General features: G+C 62.2%; 22 protein-coding genes. 15 read left to right on the forward strand and 7 right to left on the reverse strand.

Translation table 11 applies throughout. From position 1 onward, the window contains the following. Positions 1-7 precede the first annotated feature (7 nt). From V8J82_RS14500 to V8J82_RS14515, 4 genes are all read left to right on the forward strand, one after another. Entirely contained in the window at positions 8-949 is a 942-nt protein-coding gene (locus tag V8J82_RS14500; protein WP_339976111.1) for a homoserine O-succinyltransferase, read from the forward strand. Next, a complete protein-coding gene (locus V8J82_RS14505; protein WP_339976112.1) occupies positions 946-1,893 on the forward strand; it encodes an alpha/beta fold hydrolase in 948 nt (315 codons plus the stop codon). The genes V8J82_RS14500 and V8J82_RS14505 overlap by 4 nt, the downstream gene beginning before the upstream one ends. Before the next feature lie 69 nt (positions 1,894-1,962). Further along, the gene (ppk2, locus tag V8J82_RS14510; RefSeq protein WP_339976113.1) at positions 1,963-2,850 is read left to right on the forward strand and encodes a polyphosphate kinase 2; all 888 of its coding nucleotides are present in this window, start codon (positions 1,963-1,965) and stop codon (positions 2,848-2,850) included. Between the two features lie 3 nt (positions 2,851-2,853). Then, positions 2,854-3,471 (forward strand): TetR/AcrR family transcriptional regulator, encoded by a 618-nt coding sequence (locus V8J82_RS14515; protein ID WP_339976114.1) that lies wholly within the window; start codon positions 2,854-2,856, stop codon positions 3,469-3,471. Between the two features lie 507 nt (positions 3,472-3,978). Here the strand turns inward: V8J82_RS14515 and V8J82_RS14520 are convergent. Continuing rightward, complete coding sequence (locus tag V8J82_RS14520; RefSeq protein WP_339976115.1) at positions 3,979-7,383, reverse strand: indolepyruvate ferredoxin oxidoreductase family protein; 3,405 nt, start codon at positions 7,381-7,383, stop codon at positions 3,979-3,981. 200 nt (positions 7,384-7,583) lie between these two features. Here V8J82_RS14520 and V8J82_RS14525 point away from each other — a divergent pair, with 200 nt between their 5' ends. From V8J82_RS14525 to grxD, 6 genes are all read left to right on the forward strand, one after another. Continuing rightward, positions 7,584-8,498 (forward strand): LysR family transcriptional regulator, encoded by a 915-nt coding sequence (locus tag V8J82_RS14525; protein ID WP_339976116.1) that lies wholly within the window; start codon positions 7,584-7,586, stop codon positions 8,496-8,498. A 223-nt stretch (positions 8,499-8,721) separates the two neighbouring features. Beyond that, entirely contained in the window at positions 8,722-9,180 is a 459-nt protein-coding gene (locus V8J82_RS14530; protein ID WP_339976117.1) for a GNAT family N-acetyltransferase, read from the forward strand. Between the two features lie 56 nt (positions 9,181-9,236). Further along, entirely contained in the window at positions 9,237-11,396 is a 2,160-nt protein-coding gene (gene purL / locus V8J82_RS14535) for a phosphoribosylformylglycinamidine synthase subunit PurL (protein ID WP_339976118.1), read from the forward strand. Between the two features lie 87 nt (positions 11,397-11,483). Further along, entirely contained in the window at positions 11,484-11,720 is a 237-nt protein-coding gene (locus tag V8J82_RS14540; protein WP_339976119.1) for a BolA/IbaG family iron-sulfur metabolism protein, read from the forward strand. Positions 11,721-11,992: 272 nt separating this feature from the next. Next, positions 11,993-12,127, forward strand: coding sequence for a hypothetical protein (locus V8J82_RS14545; protein WP_339976120.1), 135 nt, complete (start codon positions 11,993-11,995; stop codon positions 12,125-12,127). Continuing rightward, a complete protein-coding gene (gene grxD, locus V8J82_RS14550; RefSeq protein ID WP_339976121.1) occupies positions 12,117-12,476 on the forward strand; it encodes a Grx4 family monothiol glutaredoxin in 360 nt (119 codons plus the stop codon). Before V8J82_RS14545 ends, grxD begins: the two co-directional genes overlap by 11 nt. Before the next feature lie 25 nt (positions 12,477-12,501). On the opposite strand, the gene V8J82_RS14555 is transcribed toward grxD, so the two are convergent. The 6 genes from V8J82_RS14555 to V8J82_RS14580 are packed head-to-tail and all read right to left on the reverse strand — an operon-like array spanning position 12,502 to position 18,179. After that, positions 12,502-13,239 carry a DsbA family protein gene (locus V8J82_RS14555; protein WP_339976122.1) on the reverse strand — a complete coding sequence of 246 codons (738 nt, stop codon included), beginning with the start codon at positions 13,237-13,239 and terminating at the stop codon, positions 12,502-12,504. Between the two features lie 4 nt (positions 13,240-13,243). Next, positions 13,244-14,680, reverse strand: a complete 1,437-nt coding sequence (gene der / locus V8J82_RS14560) for a ribosome biogenesis GTPase Der (RefSeq protein WP_339976123.1) — start codon at positions 14,678-14,680, stop codon at positions 13,244-13,246. A 44-nt stretch (positions 14,681-14,724) separates the two neighbouring features. Continuing rightward, on the reverse strand, positions 14,725-15,180 hold the full coding sequence (locus V8J82_RS14565) for a YaiI/YqxD family protein (RefSeq protein ID WP_339976124.1): 456 nt from the start codon (positions 15,178-15,180) through the stop codon (positions 14,725-14,727). After that, positions 15,177-16,214 carry a hypothetical protein gene (locus V8J82_RS14570; protein ID WP_339976125.1) on the reverse strand — a complete coding sequence of 346 codons (1,038 nt, stop codon included), beginning with the start codon at positions 16,212-16,214 and terminating at the stop codon, positions 15,177-15,179. The genes V8J82_RS14565 and V8J82_RS14570 overlap by 4 nt, the downstream gene beginning before the upstream one ends. Beyond that, positions 16,208-16,966 carry an HpcH/HpaI aldolase family protein gene (locus V8J82_RS14575; protein WP_339976126.1) on the reverse strand — a complete coding sequence of 253 codons (759 nt, stop codon included), beginning with the start codon at positions 16,964-16,966 and terminating at the stop codon, positions 16,208-16,210. Before V8J82_RS14575 ends, V8J82_RS14570 begins: the two co-directional genes overlap by 7 nt. After that, positions 16,956-18,179 (reverse strand): urate hydroxylase PuuD, encoded by a 1,224-nt coding sequence (locus tag V8J82_RS14580; protein WP_339976127.1) that lies wholly within the window; start codon positions 18,177-18,179, stop codon positions 16,956-16,958. Before V8J82_RS14580 ends, V8J82_RS14575 begins: the two co-directional genes overlap by 11 nt. Before the next feature lie 120 nt (positions 18,180-18,299). Here V8J82_RS14580 and alc point away from each other — a divergent pair, with 120 nt between their 5' ends. From alc to V8J82_RS14605, 5 genes are all read left to right on the forward strand, one after another. Next, complete coding sequence (gene alc / locus V8J82_RS14585; protein ID WP_339976128.1) at positions 18,300-19,319, forward strand: allantoicase; 1,020 nt, start codon at positions 18,300-18,302, stop codon at positions 19,317-19,319. 126 nt (positions 19,320-19,445) lie between these two features. Then, positions 19,446-20,456 (forward strand): TRAP transporter substrate-binding protein DctP, encoded by a 1,011-nt coding sequence (dctP, locus tag V8J82_RS14590; protein WP_339976129.1) that lies wholly within the window; start codon positions 19,446-19,448, stop codon positions 20,454-20,456. A gap of 39 nt (positions 20,457-20,495) precedes the next feature. Continuing rightward, the gene (locus V8J82_RS14595) at positions 20,496-21,134 is read left to right on the forward strand and encodes a TRAP transporter small permease (protein ID WP_339976130.1); all 639 of its coding nucleotides are present in this window, start codon (positions 20,496-20,498) and stop codon (positions 21,132-21,134) included. A 145-nt stretch (positions 21,135-21,279) separates the two neighbouring features. Then, entirely contained in the window at positions 21,280-22,677 is a 1,398-nt protein-coding gene (locus V8J82_RS14600; protein ID WP_339976638.1) for a TRAP transporter large permease, read from the forward strand. A gap of 94 nt (positions 22,678-22,771) precedes the next feature. After that, positions 22,772-23,968 carry an ABC transporter substrate-binding protein gene (locus tag V8J82_RS14605; RefSeq protein WP_339976131.1) on the forward strand — a complete coding sequence of 399 codons (1,197 nt, stop codon included), beginning with the start codon at positions 22,772-22,774 and terminating at the stop codon, positions 23,966-23,968. Positions 23,969-24,035: the final 67 nt, after the last annotated feature.

Genomic DNA, 24,035 nt, shown 5'->3' on the forward strand with positions numbered 1-24,035 from the left:
CGATCCCATGCCCATCACCTTGCCCGACACCCTGCCCGCCTACGACGTTCTTGCGCGCGAAGGTGTCATGGTCATGCCCGAGCGGGGCGCGGCACAGCAGGATATCCGCCCGCTGCGCATCGGGTTGCTGAACCTGATGCCGAAAAAGATCCAGACCGAGACGCAATTCGCGCGCCTGATCGGCGCGACGCCGTTGCAGATCGATTTCCACCTGATCCGCATGTCGGATCACGAAACGCGCAACACCTCTGCCGAACATATGGAGGCGTTTTATCGCCCGTTCTCGGAAGTTGCGGCCAGCGGTGAAAAATTCGACGGCTTGCTGATCACCGGCGCCCCTATCGAGCATCTGGATTTCGAGGATGTCACCTATTGGGACGAACTCAAACAGGTCATGGATTGGACCCAGACCCATGTGCATTCCACCTTCGGCATCTGCTGGGGCGGCATGGCGATGGCCTATCACCTGAACGGTGTGCCGAAACACATCCTGGACGCGAAGGCGTTTGGATGTTTCCGCCACCAGAACAAGGCGCCCGCCTCCCCCTATCTGCGCGGCTTCTCGGATGATGTGCTGATGCCCGTCAGCCGCTGGACCGAGATGCGCGAGGATGAGATGCGGGCCGCGGGCCTCAAGGTGCTGATCGGATCGGATGAGGTCGGCCCCGCCCTGGTCGAGGATGCCGCGCATCGCGCGCTCTATGTCTTCAACCATTTCGAATATGACAGCGACACGCTGAAGCAGGAATATGACCGCGATGTGGATGCGGGCACACCGATCAATGTCCCGGTGAATTACTATCCCGAAGACGACCCGACGCGCGCGCCGCTGAATAGGTGGCGGTCCCACGCGCATCTGCTCTATGGCAATTGGATTTCCGAGATCTATCTGACCACACCGTTCGATATCGAACTGATCGGGGAAGCCAGCACGGATTTGCGGCGATGAAAGCTTTGTTCTGGATCCTGGGCCTTCTGGCGATTGCGGCAATCGCAACTTTATGGCGCGCCTCGGTGCGGGAAGCCGCGGCAGAGGCGGCCCATCCGCCTGCGGGTCAGTTCATCGAGGTGAACGGAACCCGCGTCCACTATGTCGATGAAGGCGACGGTCCGCCCGTCGTGTTGATCCACGGCGCGTCCGGCAATGTGAATGACTGGACCTTCGACATGGTCGGGCGGCTTTCCGGCAGTTACCGCGTGCTGGCTTTTGATCGGCCCGGCCTGGGCTATACCGACATGATCGGGCGCAATGCCTCAGCCGCGGATCAGGCGCGCCTGCTGGCCGATGCCGCCATCGCCCTGGGCGCCCAGAGGCCCATTGTCGTCGGCCATTCCTATGGCGGCGCGGTCGCACTCGCTTGGGCGCTGGAACGACGGGACAACATCGCGGGCCTCGTCAATCTGGCGGGCGCCTCCAACCCGTGGGAGGGCGGCCAAGGCACCTATTACGCGCTGTTGGGCAATTCCGTCAGCGGCCCCGCCGTCGCGGCCCTTCTGTCGGCCTGGGTGCCGGACGCGACGCTGATCTCCAGCATCGAGAGCGTGTTCACGCCGCAACCGGCGCCTGAGGGCTTTGCAGAGCATTATGGCCCCGGCCTGATCCTGCGGCGCTTCTCGCTGCTGGAAAATGCGCGCCAACGTACCGGCCTATTGCCCCAGATCGAAGCGATGGTGCCACGGTATGGTGAGATCGATATGCCAGTCGAAATCCTGCACGGCGATGCCGATCTGACGGTGCCCCTTCAAGTGCATTCGGAACCGCTCAGCACGCAGATCCCAGGCGCCAATCTGGTGGTCATGGAGGGCGTCGGTCATATGCCGCACCATGCCGACCCCCAAGCCGTGGTCGACGCCATCGACCGGGTCGCCATCCGCGCAGGTCTGCGCCAGTAGGCATTTGCATGGCGGGCCCTGCATCCCTAATGTAATAGGGCATAACATAATCACGAGGCAGGCAAGATCATGGGAAAACCCTTTGACGGTGCGATCAGCGCGTTTTTCAAGACCGGTGCGCCGGATTGGGTACGTGAGCAGATCGAGGAGGCCAGCAAGGGCAAGGTGCTTGATCCCTCCTATCCCTATGACGCCCGGCTCGACCGCGACGATTACGAAGATCAGCTCGAAGCGCTCCAGGTCGAGCTGGTCAAAATGCTGGCTTGGGTGCGCGAGACCGGCGCGCGCATTGCGGTGGTGTTCGAAGGCCGGGATGCGGCGGGCAAAGGCGGATCCATCAAGCGCATTCGCCAAAATCTGAACCCGCGCCACGCCTCGGTTGTCGCCCTCTCGAAGCCGAGCGAGGTCGAACAGGGGCAATGGTATTTTCAGCGCTATATCAAGCATTTGCCCAATGCCGGTGAGATCAAGCTTTTCGACCGCTCCTGGTACAATCGCGGCGTGGTCGAACAGGTTTTTGGGTTCTGCACAGACACTGAGCGCGAGGCGTTCTTTGCGCAACTGCCATCGGTTGAGCAGATGATTGTGGGCGACGGCATTCACCTCACGAAGATCTGGTTGAATGTCGGACGCGCAGAACAGCTTCGCCGGTTTTTGGACCGTGAGGACGATCGGTTGAAACAATGGAAGCTCAGCTGGATCGATGTTGAGGGTCTGCAGCGTTGGGATGCCTATTCCGAAGCCATCGCCGACACGCTGACCCGCAGCCACAGCGATGCCGCGCCCTGGGTGGTCATCCGCTCAGACGACAAACGCCGGGCACGCCTGGCCGTGATCCGCGCGGTTTTGTGCGACTTGGATTATCCAGGGAAAGACGAGGATGTGGTGCGCGCGCCGGATCAATCGATCACCGGCGGGCCCGAAATGTGGTCCGATCCCGGCGCGGTGAAGGGCTGATCGATGCCCAAAAGCGGCTACCACCACGGCAACCTCAAACAGGCGCTCGTCGATGCGGCCCTGCGTCTGATCGAGCAGAAGGGACCGACGGGCTTCACCCTGTCGGAGGCCGCGAAGAATGCCGGCGTGACACCGGCGGCCGTTTATCGCCATTTTGACGGCCGCGAGACGTTGATCGCGGAATGTGCCCGCCAGGGCCATGAGATGTTCGCCGATCTGATGGAACACGCATTTGCGGATGGCAAACCCTCCGCCCTGGCGGCGTTTGAGGCGACGGGACGCGCCTATCTGGCCTTTGCCCGCAAATTTCCGGGCCATTACATGGCGATGTTCGAAAGCGGCACCTCCAGCAACGCGACGCCCGAATTGGCCGCGGCCGCCAACAAGTCGCGTGAAGTGCTGGAGCGCGCGGCGGAAGCCCTGTCCGAACACATTCCACCCGAAAAGCGTCCGCCGCCCACGATGTTCTCCGCCCATATCTGGGCGCTCAGCCACGGCGTGGTGGAGTTGTTCGCCCGCGGACGCCCCGGCGCCAATGCCCCCTTCCCGCCCGAGGATCTGCTGGAGGCCGGGATCGGCATCTATCTGCGCGGTCTTGGGCTGATCACACCGGATGCCTGAGGGTTTGCGCGAGCTTCGCGGGTGTTCGAAGTTGCGGCCAACTCCCTGAAAAGGCTTGGTTTACGGCTGTAAACTTTGCGGCGGCTTACGGCGCTGGACAGGGCCCTGCAGGATGACGGACCGTCCCCTCACCTATGCAGCCAAAATGGCCACCGCCCACGCCGATGGTCGCGCGATGCCCACTCGGCCCCTAATGCGCCTCTCAATCGCTCTACGTTGTGGTCCAGAGGGTGGCCTACGTATGAAGCTTTTCAAGGAACTCGGTGACGCTGTTCGTGCCTTGATGCAGCCCTAGCGTTTACGACACGCACCCATCCGCAAGCCCGAAAGGCCACCTTTGCCGCCGCTCTGGGGAACGCTCCACCTCCCGCTCCTCGATGACCTAAACATCCCTGCGCATCACCCAAGCTCAGCGCTGGGGCGCGCCGACAGCGCCGAAGGCGAAGGCGCGCCTGGCCCAAATCCCGGAGGCCGCAGGCCGAGGGAGATGCGGGAGCGCCCGCCGCCCTATTCCGCCGCTTGCCGCGTTTCGGGCTCACCGGTTTCCAATACGCTGAGCAATTCCAAACGCCGCTTTGCCGCCTTGGCGGCATTCGCCTCTTTGACCGGACCGAAGCCGCGAATGCTCAGGGGCAATTCCGCCAGTGCGATCAGCGCCTCGCGCTGCACCTCATCAGCATGGGGCAGCCATGCCGCCATATCCGCCTTGTATTGCATGATCAGCGCACGCTCCATCCGTCGCTCCGCGGTGTAGCCAAACGGATCCCAGCGCGTGCCCCGCAAGTGTTTCAGCGCGGCCAAGCGACGGAAGACATGGCCCATCCAAGGCCCAAACTCGCGCTTCTTGGGGCGTCCATTGGCCTCCTTTCCGGGCAAAAGCGGCGGCGCCAGATGGTAGGTCATCCGAAAGCCCGGCCCGAATTGCGCCAAGGCCTTGGCCTTGGTCTCCAAATGTAGCCGCGCGACCTCGTATTCGTCCTTGTAGGCCAGGAGCTTATGATACCCTTTGGCGACGGCCTCTCGCAGATCTGTATCCTCGATCCCATCGACCAGCGCCCGATATCGCGCCGCCAGATCCGCATTTTGATAGGCTTCGAGGTGTTTGGCGCGATAGGCGATCTTGTCTTCCAATGTGCGCGGCATATCCACGACATTGGGCTGCACCAGCGCCTCGGCCTCTTCGGGGTTCAGAACCGCCCATCGGCCCATCTCAAAGGCCTGCCGGTTCGCCTCAACCGCCGCGCCATTCATCCCAATGGCCTCGACAATCGCCTCACGGCTCAGCGGCACCAGGCCCATCTGCCAGGCGGCACCGAACACCATCATATTGGAGAAGATCGAGTCTCCCAGCAGCACACGCGCCAACTCGGTCGCGTCAAACAGCACCAGCCTGTCGCGCAATCGCGCTTCTAGGGCGATCTGCAAGTCTTTGCCAGGAATGGTAAATTCGGTGTTCAGCGTGAAATCCCCGGTGGTGATCTCGTGGCTATTGACCGCGGCCCCGGTGCGCCCCGTCGTCATCAGACCCAGCGTTTTAGCCCCGCCCGTCACGACCAGATCGCCGCCGATCACCGTATCGGCCTGCCCCGCGCCAACGCGGATCGCGGCGATATCAGCAGGGTCATTGGCCAGGCGCAGATGGATCGAGACCGCGCCGCCCTTCTGTGCCAGGCCCGCCATCTCGATCATGCCCGCGCCCTTGCGGTCGAGCTGGGCCGCCTGGGCCATAACGGCCCCGATCGTCACCACGCCGGTGCCGCCCACACCTGTGACAAGCACGTTATGCGTGCCGTCGATAACCGGCAGGTCGGGGTCGGGTAACCCGTCCAGATCCACCGAAGCCGTGGCCTCTTTGCGGATCACGGCACCTTCAAGCGTCACAAAGGACGGGCAAAAGCCCTTCACGCAGGAGAAATCCTTGTTACAGGTCGATTGGTCGATGGCGCGTTTGCGGCCGAGCTCGGTTTCCACCGGCACAATGGACACGCAATTGGATTGCACACCGCAATCGCCGCAGCCCTCGCAGACATCCGTGTTGATGAAGATGCGCTTGTCGATATCGGGGAACGTGCCGCGCTTGCGGCGGCGGCGTTTCTCAGCGGCGCAGGTCTGCACATAGATGATCGCGGAAACGCCTTTGATCTTCGCAAACCGCTCTTGCACCGACATCAGATTGTCGCGGGTGTGGCGTTCGACGCGGCGCGGGAAGGCGGTGAAATCGACCTGTTCCTTCGGGTCGTAAACCAGCGCAATGTGCTCGACACCCATCGCCTGAACCTCGTGGGCGATGCGCGCGGGGTCCAATTCCCCCTCATTGGGCTGGCCACCCGTCATCGCAACCGCATCGTTGAACAGGATCTTGTAGGTGATGTTGGTGTCCGCCGCCAAGGCGGCCCGGATGGCGAGGATGCCCGAATGGTTATAGGTGCCCTCGCCCAGGTTCTGGAACATGTGGTCGCGAGTGGAAAACAGCGACTCGCCAATCCAATTGACGCCTTCGCCCCCCATATGGGTATAGGCCTCGGTCTCGCGATCCATCCACTTGGCCATGAAATGGCAGCCAATGCCTGCGCCCGCGCGCGATCCGTCGGGGACCTTGGTGGAGGAGTTATGTGGGCAGCCCGAACAGAACCAGGGCGTGCGCGTGGCCAGATCCGGCGCGTTGCTGGCGCGCATGGCCTCTTCCACCCGAGCAATCCCGGCCTCGATCCGATCCGTCCGTCGGCCTTCTTCTATCAAAATGCGGCCCAACTTAATCGCGATATCCCCGGGATCGAGCGCGAAATGCTGCGGGAACAGGGTTTTCCCGGTGCCATCCTTGTAGCCATAGACGCGGCGCCCACGGCGATCATCGAAGATCGCCTCTTTGACCTGCACCTCGATCAGCTTGCGCTTTTCCTCGACCACCACGATCAGATCAAGGCCCTCGGCCCAATCGTGGAAGCCGGCCATGTCTAGCGGCCAGGTCTGACCGACCTTATAGGTCGTCACGCCCAGGCGCTCGGCCTCGGTTTCATCGATGCCCAGGGCTGACAGGGCTGAGACAAGGTCGAGCCAGTTTTTCCCTGCCGCCACCAGGCCGATCTTGGCGCCGGGTTTGCCGAGCACGCGTTTGTCCAGGCGATTGGCGTGGGAAAACGCCTCCGCCGCCCACCGCTTATGTTCGAGAAGACGCTCCTCTTGCGGGATCCAATGGTCGCCCAGGCGAATATTCAACCCGCCCTCGGGCAGATCGAAATCGGGCAATCTGAACACCATCCGGTTCGGGCGCCCGTCCACGACGGCCGTCGCCTCGACCGTGTCTTTCAGACATTTCAGACCGACCCAAAGCCCCGAATACCGGCTGAGCGCATAGCCATAGGCGCCATAATCCAGGATCTCCTGCACACCGGCCGGGCTGAGCACCGGCATATGCGCATCGATCATCGCCCAATCGCTCTGGTGGCAGACGGTGGAGCTTTCGCCGGTATGGTCATCGCCCATGGCCATGATGACGCCGCCGTGGCGTGAGGTTCCTGCCATGTTCACATGGCGCATCACATCGCCGGTGCGGTCCACGCCTGGGCCCTTGCCGTACCACAGGCCAAAGACGCCATCGAACCGCCCTTCCCCGCGCAACTCCGCCTGCTGCGCGCCCCAATGGGCGGTCGCGGCCAGATCTTCGTTGAGGCCCGGTTTGAATTGAATATCTTCGGCGGCCAACCGCTTTTCGGCGCGCGCCATCTGCAAATCCACCGCACCAAGGGGCGATCCACGATAGCCGGAGACAAGCCCCGCCGTGTTCAGCCCGGCCGCCCTGTCGCGGGCCTTTTGCATCAGCATCAACCGGACCAGGGCCTGGGTGCCGTTCAGCAAAACCGTGGATTTCGAAAGGTCGAACTTATCGTCGAGCGAAACCGGCTGCACTCCCATGGGGATCCTCCTGTGCTGGCTAGTTTGTCCGCCCATCATAGGTCAATAAGTCTGACCTGTCTACGGAAAATACGCTCACATCCTCGTGCATAGGAATTGGGCATCGCCATCAAACCCGTATCTGAAATCTAAATTTATCTTTGCAAGCGCAATGGCGCGCGCATAGGTTGCGCGCTTGTATGCCGCGGGAAGGTGCCAGTATGGATTGGGACAAATTACGTATTTTTCATGCGGTTGCGGCGGCTGGCTCGCTGACCCATGCCGGTGATACGCTGCATCTGAGCCAGTCCGCCGTCAGCCGTCAGATCCGTGCGCTGGAAGACGGCCTGAACACCACATTGTTCCACCGTCATGCCCGAGGGCTGATCCTGACCGAACAGGGTGAGCTGCTGTTTGACGCCACCCGCGCCATGACCAAACGCCTCGATGCGGCCTCCGCCCGGATCCGCGACAGCGAGGAAGAGGTGTTTGGCGAGTTGCGGGTGACCACCACCATCGGCTTCGGATCGCTTTGGCTCGCCCCCCGCCTGCCTGCTTTGTATGCCAAATATCCCGACCTGAAGATCGACCTGATGCTGGAAGAACGGTTGCTCGACCTGCCCATGCGCGAGGCCGATGTGGCGATCCGCATGAAGGAGCCCAGCCAAGCCGACCTGATCCGCCGGCGTCTGATGACGATCAATATGTGCCTCTATGCCTCGCCCGAATATCTGGAGAAAAACGGCACACCCGACACGCTTGATGATCTGGGCGCCCACCGCTTGATTTCGCAAAACGCGTCTGCGGCGCAGGTGTCAGCGGGCGCGCTTTTGGTGCGAGAGTTGTTAAGCTACGACATAGGATCAACGCTTTCAGTCAACAATTACTTTGGCGTGTTGCAAGCGGTGATCCACAATCTCGGCATCGGCGTCCTGCCCGATTATCTGACGCAGGAATTCCCCGAGATGGTGCGTGTTCTGCCAGAGGTTGAATCCGCTGAAGTCCCTGTTTTCCTGGCCTATCCCGAAGAATTACGGCAGTCACGGCGGATCGAAGTCTTCCGCGATTTTGTCACCGAGGAGGTGATCGCCTATCGCCGCAGACAACGTGAGGTTGAAGCGGCGCCGGATGTTTAAAACGCATTAAAAACCTCTCTTAGTCTGTGTGCTATGCGCCACAGACATACCGGGTTTGCATAGTCAATACCCCTTTTGCCTTGATTGGGGGCTCTGTGCCTCTTACTTCATCGTGTATCGGATGCGGCACTTGTTGCGGTTCGATACCTCCCTGTTGGACTTCGGCCGAGATTCGTCTCGGCCTTTTTTTTGGCATATCAAGGGGGCAACGATGGTTTCCGATATGGAAACAAACCCTGAATTTGACGATTGGCCCGCGCTGGAAGCCCTGTTGCGGGCGGCTTATGCGCCGATGGAAGGCCGGATCGACCCGCCCTCTTTCCTGACAACGATGACCCAGGCCGATATCGCCCAGAAAGCGGCTGACGAGGATCTATTTCTTGCCCGAGAGGGCGCCGATCCGGTTGCCTGCGGGTTCGGCAGACCGGAGGGCCGGTTTTACGAGATCGGCAAGGTCGCTGTCGCCGACAGCCACCGGCGCCAGGGCCTCGCCCGCGCTATGATCGAGGCAGCCGCCGCGCGCGCCACAGCGCTTGGCCTGGATGGTTTGCAGCTATACACGCGCATTGAACTGACCGAAAATCATGCAACCTACCGGGCGCTTGGTTTCACGGTCACCCGCGAATTCCGCCATCCCGGCTATGACCGCCCCACGGCCCTGATCTTTCGCCGCGCGCTCTAAGCCTTTCCCCCGCCGCCTGAGCCCCTTATGACAGGCGCAAAACTGGGGACATCCGCATGACAGATCCGACCATCACACCCGACCTCATCGCCGCCCATGGCTTTACACCGGAGGAATATGATGAGGTTGTTCGGATCCTGAACCGTGCGCCGAATTATACCGAGCTTGGCATCTTTTCGGCGATGTGGAACGAGCATTGTTCCTACAAATCTTCCAAGAAATGGCTGCGGACCCTGCCCACCGAAGGGCCCCAGGTGATCTGCGGCCCCGGAGAGAATGCGGGCGTGGTCGATATCGGTGATGGCCAGGCCGTGGTCTTCAAGATGGAGAGCCACAATCACCCCAGCTATATCGAGCCCTATCAAGGTGCCGCGACGGGCGTTGGGGGCATCCTGCGAGACGTCTTCACCATGGGTGCGCGCCCCATAGCGGCGATGAATGCGCTTAGCTTCGGTGAACCGGCCCATCCCAAAACCCGCCAGCTTGTCCATGGCGTTGTTGAGGGCATTGGCGGCTACGGCAATTGTTTTGGCGTTCCGACCGTGGGCGGTGAGATCCGCTTTCACCCCGCCTATAACGGAAATTGTCTGGTCAACGCCTTTGCCGCGGGGCTGGCCGATAGCGACAAGATTTTCTACAGCGCGGCTTCGGGCGTCGGTATGCCGGTCGTGTATCTGGGCGCGAAGACCGGGCGCGATGGCGTTGGCGGCGCGACCATGGCCTCGGCTGAATTTGACGACACAATCGAAGACAAGCGCCCCACCGTGCAGGTCGGCGACCCCTTCACCGAAAAGCGCCTGATGGAGGCCACGCTGGAGCTGATGGCCACTGGCGCGGTGATCTCGATCCAGGATATGGGCGCCGCTGGCCTGACCTGTTCGGCGGTGGAAATGGGCGACAAAGGCGGGTTGGGCGTGCGGCTGGATCTGGAAAACGTGCCCCAGCGCGAAGACCACATGACCGCCTATGAGATGATGCTGTCGGAATCCCAGGAACGCATGTTGATGGTCCTGAAACCCGAACTCGAAGCTGCTGCCCGCGCCGTGTTCGAGAAATGGGATCTGGATTTCGCCATTGTGGGCGAGACGATTGCCGAAGACCGTTTCCTGATCATGCACAATGGCGAGGTCAAAGCGGATTTGCCCTTGTCAAAACTCGCCTCGACCGCCCCGGAATACGATCGCCCCTGGGTTCCGACCGAGCCCTTGCCCGAGATGGATGCGGTGCCCGAAATCGACCCGATTGACGGGTTGCGCGCGCTGCTGGCCTCGCCCAATTACTGCAGCCGCGCCTGGGCCTATCAGCAATATGACAGCCAGGTTATGGCCGATACGGTTCTTGCGCCCGGCCTCGGCGCGGGCGTTGTGCGTGTGCACGGCACCGACAAGGCGCTGGCCTTCACCTCGGACGTGACGCCGCGCTACGTGAAGGCCAACCCGGTCGAAGGCGGTAAACAGGCCGTCGCCGAAGCCTATCGCAACCTGGTCGCGGTGGGGGCCAAGCCGCTTGCCACAACCGACAACATGAATTTCGGCAACCCCGAAAAGCCTGAGATCATGGGGCAGTTTGTCGGCGCAATCCAGGGCATCGGTGCCGCCTGTCTGGCGCTGGATATGCCTATCGTGTCGGGCAATGTGTCGCTTTATAACGAAACCGACGGCCAGGGCATCCTGCCCACGCCCACCATTGGCGCGGTCGGGCTGCTCGACAGCTTGGATGATCTGATTTCCGGCGTGGCGCGCGACGGCCACGTGCTGCTGTTGGTGGGTGAGACCGGGGGCCACCTGGGCCAATCCGCGCTGCTGGCCGAGGTCTTCAACCGCGAAGACGGCGATGCGCCCGCGGTCGATCTGGAGACCGAGAAGCGCAATGGCGACTTCATTCTCGCCCAACGCGAATGGATCGGCGCCTGTACGGACCTGAGCGATGGCGGCTTGGCCCTGGCCGCGTTCGAAATCGCGCAAGCGGCGGGATGCGGCGTGATCCTGGATGTGGCCGACACCGCGACCTTGTTTGGCGAAGACCAGGGCCGCTATCTGATCTCGACCAGTTTCGACAAGGCCGAGGCGCTGATGATCGCGGCGGGCCGGGCGGGCGTCTACGTGACAAGTGTAGGCAAGGTCGGCGGCGACACGATCTGGTTTGGGAAGTCTGGCGCGCCCCTGTCGGACCTGTCGGAGAATTGGGCCGATAGTTTCGCCGAGGCATTCGCCTAAGGCGCCGTCCCGATCTCTGCGACCACCGCTTGCGGCCCTGGGCGCAGAGAACTACATTCCTGAGTAAAGCAGTCGAGGACGCCCGCCATGCCCATGCAAGCCCCCGAAATCGAAGCGCTTCTGCGTGAGACATTTCCCGACGCCAAAATCGAAGTCAGTGGTGATGACGGCGTGCATATGGCTGCGATGGTGGTCGATGAAAGCTTTCGCGGCAAAAACCGCGTTCAACAGCAACGCGCCGTCTATGCCGCGCTGAAGGGAAAAATGGACGGCCCGTCCGGTGAATTGCACGCCCTCGCATTGACGACAAAGGCACCGGAATAGTGACCGGTATCACGCTTTTCGTTTGGGGCTCTATCGCCCTGATCGCCGTAGGGGGTCTCGCCGGAATTGTTCTGAGCGAAAGACGCAAGCGCGCCTACGGATCGGCAAAACCGGGCGCCCCATCTGGAGAGGGCTCTGTGCTGCTGCATTCCGCCAGCGTAAATCCCTCGGATGGGAATGGCTTCGGCGAAAGCTCTCGCAGTTGGACCGTACCGCGCGATCCACAGCACTATACCAAGGCAATAATGCCCAGAAACCGAAAGTGAAATCACATGAAAGCCTTCCTCAACGGCGCCTTCATCGCGCTTGTCGGACCCTTCGCCCTTCTCTTCCGCCCCGTGCGGCAACAGCTCAACCCGATCCCGGTGCGGATCGACGATCAAAGGACACGCCGCCATGAGCGCTGAAGATCAGATCAAGGAAACCATCACCGCCAATGACGTTGTGCTGTTCATGAAAGGCACTAAGACGATGCCGCAATGCGGGTTCTCGTCCCGCGTGGCGGGGGTCTTGAACTATATGGGCGTCGATTTCGCCGATGTGAACGTGCTGGCCGATGATGGCATCCGGCAGGGGATCAAGGATTTCTCCGACTGGCCGACCATCCCACAGCTCTATGTGAAGGGCGAATTTGTCGGTGGCTGCGATATCATCACCGAGATGACCTTGTCGGGTGAGCTGGACACGATGTTCGAACAGAACGGCGTGGGCTTCGACAAAGAGGCCGCCGATAAGATCCGCGAAGCCAACGGCTAAGATCGACTTTCCGTGGCTGCCGCGCCTAGGCGCGTTCGGCGGCCACGATCTGTTCCAACATATCGACGGATTGCAGCCCCACAACGCTGGTGCGCCCGATGATCAAAGCGGGCGTGCCGGGCAGGCCGAAGATCTGCGCAAGGCCGCGATCCTCGGCCAAGCGCGCGGCGACCTCTGGTCCGGCCAAATCCGCCTCAAACCGCGCCGCATCCAGCCCCAGGCCCGCTGCCATCTGCACAAGCGCGTCATCCCCAAGGCCAGGCGGCGCCCTGTGCAGGCGGCTGCGCATCGCCTCGCCCTGCCCTTGCTGCGCCGCGCTCAGGATCCCGCGCGCGGCCTGAACCGAGATGTCGCCGAAGAGCGGATACTCGCGTGTGGTCAACCGGATACCGTCAAGCGCGGCCAGGCGCGGCTCTAACACGCGACAAATCGGGCAGCGGATATCAGTGAAATAGGTCACTGGCACCGGGCCCGTCCCGTCCCAGCCGTCCCATAAGGCCGCCGTTGGATCGTCTCGCAAGCGTTGCAAGATCGCCGGATCGACCCGATCAGGCGCATCGAGCCCCACCAGCACCGCATCCGCCGCGCTGCCGCCCCCGGCGGAGATATCGCCACCATTAGCCAAACGCCGAAACGGCGCCAGCCCTTCGATCGGCTCATAGCTGAGTTCCGGCATCAGGACCCAGTTCCAGGGGCGGGCCATGATGGCCCAGGCGCCGCCCAGAAACAGCGCCCCTTTCAACAAGCCTCGACGCGTCGCCATGGCGTTAGCTTTTCTTGGTGGCGCCCTTGCGGACGTGTTTGTTCAACCGCGAGGGCGTGGATTTCTTGCGGTTCTTGTAAGGGTTGTCATCGGATTGTGACCGCATCCACAGCCGGATCGGCGTGCCGGGCATGTCGAAATCCTCACGCAGGCCGTTCACCAGATACCGCGAATAGGCCTCTGGCAGCTTGTCGGGATGCGAACACATGACGACGAAACCGGGCGGTCGCGTTTTGGCCTGTGTCATATAACGCAGCTTGATGCGACGCCCGCCGGGGGCGGGCGGTGGATGCGCCTCGGTCATCGCGGTCAGCCATTGGTTCAACCGAGCGGTGGAGACACGGCGGTTCCACACGTCATGGGCCTTGAGGATCGCCGCATGCAGCCGATCCATTCCCCGCCCGGTCTTGGCCGACACCGTCACCAGAGGCGCGCCGCGCAATTGCGGCAGCAAACGCTCAAAGCCCTGTTTCAACTGCTTCAGCTTGTCCTGTTTGTCGTCTTCCAGATCCCATTTGTTGACCGCCACAACCACCGCGCGCCCCTCACGCTCGGCCAGATCGGCGATGCGCAGATCCTGCGCCTCAAATGGGATCGCGGTGTCGAGCAGCACAACCACGACTTCGGCAAACTTCACGGCTCGCAGCCCGTCGGCGACGCTGAGTTTTTCGAGCTTTTCCTGCACTTTGGCCCGTTTGCGCATGCCCGCCGTGTCAAAGATCCGGCAGGGTGTACCTTCCCACTCAAAGCCCACGGCGATGGCATCGCGAGTGATACCGGCCTCTGGCCCGGTTAGCAGGCGATCCTCTCCGATGATCTGGTTGATCAGGGTGGATTTGCCCGCATTCGGGCGCCCAACGACGGCAATTTGCAAGGGTTTCGAGGGTGTTATGACGCGTTCTTCATCCTCGACATCGACGTCGGTATCGGCTTCTTCAACCGGCTTCGCATCGACCAGGGGCTGAAGCGCCACCAACAGATCCGCCATGCCCTCGCCGTGTTCCGCCGACAGGCCAATCGGCTCACCCAAGCCCAGGCCGAACGCTTCCAGCATCCCGGATTGCCCGGCAGTGCCCTCAGCCTTGTTAGCGCCCAACAGCACCGGCTTGCCCGACCGGCGCAGGATATCGGCGAAGACCTCGTCATTCGCGGTCACGCCCGCCCGCGCATCGATCAGGAACAAGGCGGCATCGGCCATCTCGACCGCCCGTTCGCTGAGCCTGCGCATCCGGCCCTGCAAACTGTCATCGGTCGCATCCTCCAGCCCCGCCGTATCAACGACCGTGAAGCGCAGATCGCCCAGCCGCGCGGCGCCTTCGCGCAGATCGCGCGTGACACCGGGCTGGTCATCGACCAGGGCCAGCTTTTTGCCGACAAGGCGGTTGAACAGCGTCGATTTCCCCACATTGGGGCGGCCGACAATGGCAAGCGTGAAGGACATGGGGCACCTATACCAGAAGCGCGGGCTCTACGCCCCTTTGCCTCCTATTTCAAGCGTCTGAGCGCGGTTTCAAGGGCGTTGGAAAATGCTGAGCGGTCCTTTTGCGAAAACGGCTTCTGCCCACCGATCCCTTGGCCGTCCAACCCGGCGCGCAGATCGGCCATAATTGCGCGGGTCGCAACCTGGCTGCCAATGGAATTGGCGGTGAAAGCGCGGCCTTTCGGATCCATGACGGCAGCGCCTTTCGTCAGACAACGCTCGGCCAGCAGAATATCGGCGGTGATGACCAGGCTGTGGGCGCCCGTCGCCTCGGCAATCAGATCATCGGCGGCATCGAAGCCCTCGCCCGCCATCTGCATGGTGATCAGCGGATGATCCGGGTGCCGCAGATAGCTGCCCGCGACCAAGCGCACCGGAATGCCGTGGCGCCAGGCGGCCTTGTAGATTTCCTCTTTCACCGGGCAGGCATCGGCATCCACCAAGATCACGGGATCGGTCAAAAGAAGCCCTCCGGAAACGCGACAGACATCTCGCCACCCCGCGCCTCGTGCAAGATCAATGTGGCGCCTGACAAGGTCACCGAGGCCAGTTCCGACCATCCCGATGGCCGCGGCAGCGAGACCATCGCATGGCGGATCACATGGGTATTGCTGAGTTCCAGCGTGGTCGGCACGTCCATCGCTGTCAGCACATTGTCCCGGGTCGCGGCGGCCAGGCCCTGGCACCCCAAGGCGCGGCCATCTTCGATGCCCAAAACGCCCGTGTGGCGCCCATTCCACGGCACGAAGTCCCGCGCTCCGTTCGAGACCCACAGCATCGTCACAGGCATCATCACCGGGTCTTTCAGCACCAGGATCACCTCGTCTTCGGCATTGCGCATCACGCATGTCCAAGCCAGGGCCGCGCCCCGCGCCTCGACCAGCGTGCAGAAATCTTCCACAAGGTGCCCGGCGGGATAAGTGCGCAGATCCCATTGGCTGCCATCGTCGCAATCCAGATGAAGATCACTGCGCAACTGATTGAGCGCCCACAGATTATGCCCCTCATGTTGCGGCGTCGGATCGGTTATCACGGCGCGTTTGGGGCTGAAGGACAGGCGCCCCCCTTCGGCCATATGCACCATCGGATGATGCGCAAAGGTGACCGCGCCCGCGCCTTTGTCGACCACGTGGCGCTGCAACAGGCTCGGCCCGCTGATCTGAACCTCTTTCGCGACGGCAGCCCCCAGGGGGCCCGCCGCATTCACGAACCGCGCCGTGTGACCGCTATGACCCATCTGGGTCCAGGGCGTGTTGGCGGTGGGCCCGTGGGGCGGATATCCGTGCAGATCGTCGCGCCCGAACGGCATGCAAAAGAAATCCCCGGCGAGCCGTTTGTTCACCAAAGGCAGATCGGGATTGTCCTGGATCTCGGGCTCGTCCCGCCACGGCGCGGCGTGTAGCGGCGTGCGGCCGCCCACCTGCCAAACCGGGATATTGCCAAGCGCCGTATCAATGACCGCATGGGCATCGCCATGGGTCAGATCGACTAGCACGGGCGCGCCGCAACCAGATCGGCCAGGGCGCCGTGCAGGATGCTGGCATCCGAGCCGCAGCCCAGGAAGGTCACGCCCAATTCGACCATGCGCGCCTCGGCCTCGGCTCCGGCAACGATGATCCCCGCCGACTTGCCGCCCGCCCGGATGGTTTCGATCCCCGACTCGACCACCGCCCACAGATCGGGATGCGAGAGGTCATCGCGATAGCCCAGATCGGCGCCCAGATCGGCGGGGCCGATAAACACCCCATCGATCCCGTCCACAGCGGTGATCTCTGCCAGTGCATCCATCGCGGCACCGCTTTCGGCCTGGACCAGAATGCAGATCTCGTCATTGGCGCGGGCGGCATAGCCGTCGATCCCGCCATATTCCCCGGCCCGCGCCACCATGGCGCCCATACCGCGGATGCCGTCGGGCGGATAGCGGCAGGCGCGCACGATCGCCTTGGCCTCGGCCGCAGAGTTCACCATCGGCACCAGCACGGTCTGCACGCCCAGATCCAGCACCTGCTTGATCACCCAATCCTCACCCATCGGCACGCGTATGACCGATGGCGTCCCGGTCCCCGCCAGGGCAATCAGCTGATCGCGCAGGCCCGCCGGATCCCACGGCCCATGTTCCGCATCAATCAGGCACCAGTCGAACCCGGCGCGGCCCGCGATCTCGGCCGTGACGGTGCCCGGCAGGTTCAACCACAATCCGCGCTGCAAACGCCCCGCCGCCAGCGCGGCCTTCAACTCATTCTTCAAGGCCTTCTCCCCTATACCAACGCCGGATCAGGGCGCGGTCCTCATCGACCAGAAACGCCTGACTCGGCGGTGGCATCGCATGGCTGACGCCCGCTTGCATGTAAATCTGCAGGGCGTGGCGCGCGACCTCCGCCTCGGTTTCCAGCACCACGCCGCCCGGTGCCGCCGCAATCCCCGGATAGCTGACCTCGGCCGCATGGCAATAGGCGCAGTTCCCTTGCACGAGCCAAAAGACATCTTCGAAATCGGAATGGGCGATCAAGGCCTGCTGGCCCGCGCTAAGCGCCGCCTCCTCCTGCGGCGCCTCATCGCGCAGCGGCAGGACCGATAGCCAGACAATCGCCGCGAAAATCGCCGTCGTGGCGCCCCATGTCCACCATTTATAGCCGCCGCGCGCATGCATCGTGTTGAAGAAATGCCGGATCGTGACGCCCATCAGGAAGATCAGGCTGGCAATGATCCAGTTAAATTCTGATGCAAATGCCAACGGATAATGGTTGGACAGCATGAGGAAAATGACCGGCAAGGTTAAGTAATTGTTATGTGTGGAGCGGAGCTTGGCGATCTTGCCATATTTCGCGTCCGGCGTCCGCCCGGCCTTCAGATCGGCCACCACGATCTTCTGGTTCGGGATGATGATCATCGCCACATTGGCCGTCATGATCGTGGCCGTGAAGGCGCCCAGATGCAACAAGGCGGCGCGGCCCGTGAACACTTGCGTGTAGCCCCAGGAAAAGGCGACGATGATCGCAAACAGCACCAGCATCATCACTTGCGGGCGGTCGCCCAAGGGCGATTTGCACAGCCGATCATAGAGGACCCAGCCCAGAACCAGCGACGCGGCGGAAATCGCGATGGCCGCCCAGATCGACAGATCCGCCACGTTGGGATCGATCAGATACAGCTCCGCCCCGACCCAATAGAGCACCGCCAACAGCGCCACACCCGACAGCCAGGTCGCATAGCTTTCCCATTTGAACCAGGTCAGGTGCTCTGGCATCGCCTCGGGCGCGACCAGATATTTCTGAATGTGATAGAAGCCGCCGCCATGGACCTGCCATTCCTCGCCATCGGCGGGTCCGGGGACATTGCGGTTGAGGCCCAGATCCAACGCGATGAAGTAGAAACTCGACCCGATCCAGGCAATCGCCGTGATCACGTGCAGCCAGCGGACGGCAAATTCCGCCCAATGTATCAAGATGGTGGCGTCCATGGTCCCCCTCGGTGAAGCGCCCCCCATTTCCACCGAAACCGCGCCGCTTCGCAAGCCATGCTTGCCCTTTTCCGGCAAAACCGCGTATCTCGGCCCGTTGCCCCAAATCTGGACCGATCCATGACCTCGATTGAGCGTTTGAACCCCGATATCCCTCTTTTCGCACGCACCGGCATCAACCTGGCCTCTGCGGGTCTGGGCGCGAAGGCGATTTTTGCGACGAATGATTTCTTTGCGCCGTTGGAACGGATGCTGCACGATTCCGATCCGATCTTTATCGAGGGCAAGTTCGACGAAAACGGCAAATGGATGGATGGTTGGGAAAGCCAGCGGCGGCGCGATGGCGGCCACGACCACGCCATTGTCAGGCTGGCCGCGCCGGGCCGGATCATCGGGTTTGACGTCGATACCAGCCATTTCACCGGCAATTACGCCCCCGCTGTGATGATCGAGGCGTGCAGTTTCAAAGGCAATGTGCCGCCGGAAGATCAGCGCTGGGTGCCTGTGCTGCCGCATAAACCGCTTGGCCCGTCCGCACATCATTATTTCAGCTGCTCGGTCTACGAATCCTGGACGCATCTGCGCGTACACATCTACCCCGATGGCGGCGTTGCGCGGCTGCGTGTTTATGGCGTGCCGGAACTGTCGGCGGCGAATACCGATGGTGATATCGATCTGGCGGCGGCCTTGAATGGCGGTCGGATCCTGGGCTTTTCCGATGCCCATTACGGCGATTACACGCGGCTTCTGGCGCCGGGGCGCGGGGTCAATATGGGGGACGGTTGGGAAACACGGCGGCGGCGCGAGCCCGGCTATGATTGGATGGTGATCGCCCTTGGCGCGCGCGGTGAGATCCAGCGCGCCGTTGTCGATACGAAGTTCTTCAAGGGCAATTATCCCGACAGCGTGTCTATGCAGGCCGCCGATCTGCGCGATTTCGGCGATGGGTTAACCGATGCCCTGATCACCGATTCCATGTTCTGGCAGCGCATCCTGGATCGCCAGAAACTTGGGCCCGATGCAGAGCATCATTTCACTGATCAATTGGCCAAGCTGGGCCCGGTCACCCATGTGCGGCTGAACATCCACCCCGATGGCGGCGTCTCGCGCCTGCGTCTGTTTGGAACGACGGCGCCTTAAGACGGCGAACGGTTCAACTTCCGATTGCGTTGCGATCTTACCCCTTGGCTTTGGCCGGGGGTCGTGGCTAACCTGCGCGCCGATGGGCCGCGTTAAAGACGGCCCCCGCAATCTGGGAGGATTAGGATGAAGCATCTGACAACCACCGCCATCGGCGCGGTCCTATCGCTGAGCTTTGTGGCCGAGGCGGCCGCGACCGAATGGAACGTCTCGCTCTGGGGTCAGCGCCGTGCCTTTACGGAACATGTGGAATATCTGGCCGAGGCCTTGGCCGAACGCACGAATGGCGAATTCACGCTGAATATCAGCTACGGCGGCCTGTCGAACAATCGCGAGAACCTCGATGGCATCTCCATCGGCGCGTTCGAGATGGCGCAATTCTGCGCGGGTTATCACCGCGACAAGAACCGCGCGATCACCGTGCTGGAACTGCCCTTCCTGGGCGTCAGCAACCTGGAGGAAGAGGTCGCCGTCAGCCACGCGGTCTACGATCACCCCGCCGTCGCCGATGAGATGGCGCAGTGGAACGCACGGATGCTGATGACCTCGCCCATGCCGCAATACAACCTGGTCGGCACGGGCGATCCGCGCGACACGATCGAAGAGTTTAACGGCATGCGCGTGCGCGCCACGGGTGGTCTGGGCGAGATCTTCGCCTCCGTCGGCGGTGTGCCGACCTCCGTGACCGCGACCGAGGCCTATCAGGCGCTGGAAGGCGGCACCGTCGATACCGTGGCCTTCGCCCAACACGCGCATCTGAGCTTCCGCACCATCGACATCGCCGATTGGTGGACCGAAAACCTGAACCCCGGCACGGTGAACTGCCCCGTCGTGGTCAATATCGATGCGTATGACGCGCTGAGCGACGAAGAGCGCGCGGCGCTGGACGGCGCGGTCGAGGATTCGATTGCCCATTATCTCGCCAACTACGCCGAGTTGATCGAGCGCTGGGACAGCGTGCTTGAGGAACGCGGTGTGGAGCGTGTGAGCGTGCCCGAGGAAACCATCGCCGGGATGCAGGAAAACGCCCAAGCGATCCACGATGCCTGGATCGCGGATATGAGCGCCCAGGGCCTGCCTGCGCAGGAGCTTTACGATCTGGTGCAAACCACGCTCGCCGAAGCGCGCGGCGAATAAAGACGGATAGGGGCTCCGCCGCGCGGGGCCCCGTTTTTCATGGCGCTCAGTTCCAACGTTCTTGTCGATGATAGCGGTCCGTCGCGGTTTGACCGCGCGCTGTTGCGTGTCGAAAAGCTGCTGAACCTGCTGGGTGGGGTGACGATCATCGCGCTGGTGATCTTGGCCGTCGTCCACGTGGTGGGCCGCAAACTTTTGAACGCGCCGGTCTATGGTTATGTGGACTGGATCGAGCAATTCATGGTCGTCTTCGCGTTCTTTGGCCTTGCCTATTGTCAACGCGAGGGCGGGCATATCCGTATGGATATCATCGTGATGCGTCTGAGAGGCCGGGCATTATGGTTGGCCGAGTGGCTCTCGACGCTGTTCATGCTGATCCTGATGATCGGCCTGATCTACGGTGCCTGGCAGCATTTCGACCGGTCTTTCGACTTCTCCCGCCCGCTTTGGAGCCGCGACAGCTCCATCGATATCGCGCTGCCGATCTGGCCCGCGAAACTGATCGTGCCGGTGGCCTTTGTCCTGATGGCTGCGCGGCTTTCGATCCAATTGGTGATCTATTCGCGCGCCTTAATCAGCGGCGAGGAACGCCCCGCCGGTGTGCCGCTGCCCGAAGATCCGATGGCCGTGGCGGCCCGTGAGGCCGAAACCGTGTCGGGCCGGGCCGGGGATGGCTGATGTCGATTGAGTTTTTTTGCCAAGATGAAGGGGCAAGCGCCCGCGCTGCAGATTGTACGCGCGCATTTCTAGGCAAATGGTGTGGGCCTGAGCCCCTGGGGACGTCATGGACAATCTGATCGACATGCGCGCCCTGATGGATGGGGTGGACATTTTCAACGTATCGCTCTGGCTCTGCGGGCTGCTTCTGGTGCTGGTGCTGATCGGGGTGCGCGTGGCCTTTGCCGCGGCTTTTGTTGGCATACTGGGCCTGTGCCTTTACTTCATGGCGCGCCAGGGATTTGACCGCGGGCTGTCGACGGCCCTACTGACCGCGGGGCAGGTTCCACATTCAAAATCAAGCGGTTACGCGCTGTCCCTGATCCCGACCTTCATCCTGATTGGCTATCTGGCCTATTACGCGGGCCTGACCAATGCGCTGTTTGAGGCTGCCAAGCGCTGGGTCGGATGGCTGCCGGGGGGGCTGGCCGTGTCGACCGTGTTCGCGACGGCGGGTTTCGCCGCGGTTTCGGGCGCCTCGGTGGCGACATCAGCTGTCTTTGCCCGGATCGCGATCCCGGAAATGCTGAAGATCGGCTATGACAAGGCCTTCGCGGCGGGCGTGGTCGCCGCGGGTGGTACCTTGGCCTCGCTGATCCCGCCCTCTGCCATCCTGGTGATCTACGCGATCATCGTCGAGGAATCCGTCGGAAAGCTGTTGCTTGCGGGGTTTTTGCCCGGCTTTGTTTCGGCCTTGATCTATGCGGGCCTCGTTTCGGGCCTGGCAATCCGCAACCCAAATCTGGGCCCGCCGGTTGGCGGCTATAGCTGGATGGAGCGCATAAAGTCCTTGCCCGGCACAATCCCGATTGTCTTCGTGATCTTCATCATCATCTTCTCGATCTACTACCGGGGCGAAGATGGCGCCTGGGCCACGCCGACCGAGGCCGGGGCCCTGGGCGCCTCTGTCGTGCTGATGATCGCCATCGCACGCGGCATGAAATGGGACCAGCTCTACACCGCGCTGATGGAGGCGGCGAAGCTGACCGCGATGATCTTCGCAATGATCTGGGGCGTGCTGATCTTTGTGCGCTTCCTGGGCTATGCGGATCTGCCCGATGCCTTTGCGGCCTTCATCTCGGGGCTCGATTACTCGCCCTACCTGATCTTGCTGGCGATCCTACTGGTCTATGTGGTGTTGGGGATGTTCATGGACGCGATCGGGATGCTGATCCTGACGCTACCCGTCACCTTCCCCGCCATCATCGCGCTCAATGGCGGGCCTGATGTGACGCGCGAGGCGAGCGCCTTCGGCATGACGGCGGAGGAATGCGCGATCTGGTTCGGGATCATCGTGGTGAAGATGGCCGAGCTTTGTCTGATCACGCCGCCCATCGGGCTGAACTGTTTTGTGGTGGCGGGTGTCGCCAAGGATACCGGTCTGCCGATTACGGTTCAGGACGTGTTCAAAGGCGCGACGCCGTTCTTCGCGGCCGATGTGGCCACCGTGGCCGTTCTGATTGCCTTTCCAGGCATCGTCTTGTGGCTGCCCAGCCTGATCTGACGTTGTGTCAACGGCCCCTTCCCCTTTGCAAATCGGGCGGCTACTCTCCGCCTCACCAAGGGCGTTCAAACGTCTACCCACAGGGAGATTACATATGAAAAAGATCTTGCTCGCATCCGCTGCAACCGTCGCATTGACCGGCGGGGCCTTTGCCGATGGTCACCAGGGCGATGTCACGCTTGGCGTGATCCTGGGCTTCACGGGCCCGATTGAATCGATCACCCCCGCCATGGGCGACGGGGCCGAATTGGCGATGGCCGAAGTCACCGAGTCCGGCAATCTGTTTGACGGCGCTGCGGTAACCTCGGTCCGCGCGGATTCCACTTGCGTCGACTCGTCTGCAGCCCAGGCCGCGGCGGAACGTCTGATCACCTCTGACGGGGTGCATGGTATTGTCGGCGCGGATTGCTCGGGCGTGACCGGATCGATCCTGGCCAATGTGGCTGTGCCAAACGGCATGGTCATGATCTCGCCTTCGGCCACCTCACCGGGCTTGTCGACCGCTGAAGACAACGATCTGTTCTTCCGCACCGCCCCCTCCGATGCGCGTCAGGGCGTTGTGATGGCTGAAATCATCATGGAGCGTGGGTTTGATACCGTCGCGCTGACCTACACCAACAACGATTACGGCCAAGGCTTGGCCGATGCGTTCTCGGCCGCGTTCGAGGAAATTGGTGGCACGGTGACCCTGTCGGCAGCCCATGAAGATGGCCGCGCCGATTATTCGGCTGAAGTAGGCGCGCTGGCCTCGGCGGGCGGCGATGCGCTTGTTGTGGCGGGCTATGTGGACCAGGGCGGATCGGGTGTGATCCAGGCCGCGCTCGACACCGGGGCGTTCGACACGTTCGTCTTCCCCGACGGCATGGTCAGCCAGGCGCTGGTCGACAATTTCGGCTCGGACATCGATGGCTCGTTTGGCCAGAACCCCGGCACCGATAGCGAAGGCGCGTCGATCTACCAGGGCATGGCCGAGGAAGCCGGCTTTGATGGCACATCGCCCTTCTCGGCGGAAAGCTATGACGCGGCGGCTTTGATCCTGCTGGCCATGCAGGCCGCAGGCTCGCGCAACCCCGCCGATTATGCGGCTGAGATCATGAATGTCGCCAACGCCCCCGGCGAACAGATCCTGCCTGGCGATCTGGGCCGTGCGCTGGAACTGATCGCAGCCGGTGAAGATGTCGATTATGTCGGCGCTTCGGCGGTTGAGCTGATCGGTGGCGGCGAAAGCGCTGGCAATTACCGCGAGATCGAGATCGATGGCGGTGAACTCACGGTCGCCGGGTTCCGCTAAACCGCGACCCAAATCCCAAAGGCAGCCCGGCATGACGTCCGGGCTGCTGCATTTATAGAAAGCGCTT

The organism is Gymnodinialimonas mytili, assembly GCF_037544085.1.
Taxonomy (GTDB): domain Bacteria; phylum Pseudomonadota; class Alphaproteobacteria; order Rhodobacterales; family Rhodobacteraceae; genus Gymnodinialimonas; species Gymnodinialimonas mytili.

Coding starts and splice junctions, on each gene's coding strand:
- V8J82_RS14605 (WP_339976131.1), top strand. CDS start 22,772: ATGAAAAAGATCTTGCTCGCATCCGCTGCAACCGTCGCATTGACCGGC.
- purL (WP_339976118.1), top strand. CDS start 9,237: ATGACAGATCCGACCATCACACCCGACCTCATCGCCGCCCATGGCTTT.
- der (WP_339976123.1), bottom strand. CDS start 14,680: ATGTCCTTCACGCTTGCCATTGTCGGCCGCCCCAATGTGGGGAAATCG.
- V8J82_RS14530 (WP_339976117.1), top strand. CDS start 8,722: ATGGAAACAAACCCTGAATTTGACGATTGGCCCGCGCTGGAAGCCCTG.
- V8J82_RS14580 (WP_339976127.1), bottom strand. CDS start 18,179: ATGGACGCCACCATCTTGATACATTGGGCGGAATTTGCCGTCCGCTGG.
- ppk2 (WP_339976113.1), top strand. CDS start 1,963: ATGGGAAAACCCTTTGACGGTGCGATCAGCGCGTTTTTCAAGACCGGT.
- V8J82_RS14595 (WP_339976130.1), top strand. CDS start 20,496: ATGGCGCTCAGTTCCAACGTTCTTGTCGATGATAGCGGTCCGTCGCGG.
- alc (WP_339976128.1), top strand. CDS start 18,300: ATGACCTCGATTGAGCGTTTGAACCCCGATATCCCTCTTTTCGCACGC.
- V8J82_RS14545 (WP_339976120.1), top strand. CDS start 11,993: ATGAAAGCCTTCCTCAACGGCGCCTTCATCGCGCTTGTCGGACCCTTC.
- V8J82_RS14520 (WP_339976115.1), bottom strand. CDS start 7,383: ATGGGAGTGCAGCCGGTTTCGCTCGACGATAAGTTCGACCTTTCGAAA.
- V8J82_RS14555 (WP_339976122.1), bottom strand. CDS start 13,239: ATGGCGACGCGTCGAGGCTTGTTGAAAGGGGCGCTGTTTCTGGGCGGC.
- V8J82_RS14505 (WP_339976112.1), top strand. CDS start 946: ATGAAAGCTTTGTTCTGGATCCTGGGCCTTCTGGCGATTGCGGCAATC.
- grxD (WP_339976121.1), top strand. CDS start 12,117: ATGAGCGCTGAAGATCAGATCAAGGAAACCATCACCGCCAATGACGTT.
- dctP (WP_339976129.1), top strand. CDS start 19,446: ATGAAGCATCTGACAACCACCGCCATCGGCGCGGTCCTATCGCTGAGC.
- V8J82_RS14515 (WP_339976114.1), top strand. CDS start 2,854: ATGCCCAAAAGCGGCTACCACCACGGCAACCTCAAACAGGCGCTCGTC.
- V8J82_RS14500 (WP_339976111.1), top strand. CDS start 8: ATGCCCATCACCTTGCCCGACACCCTGCCCGCCTACGACGTTCTTGCG.
- V8J82_RS14525 (WP_339976116.1), top strand. CDS start 7,584: ATGGATTGGGACAAATTACGTATTTTTCATGCGGTTGCGGCGGCTGGC.
- V8J82_RS14540 (WP_339976119.1), top strand. CDS start 11,484: ATGCCCATGCAAGCCCCCGAAATCGAAGCGCTTCTGCGTGAGACATTT.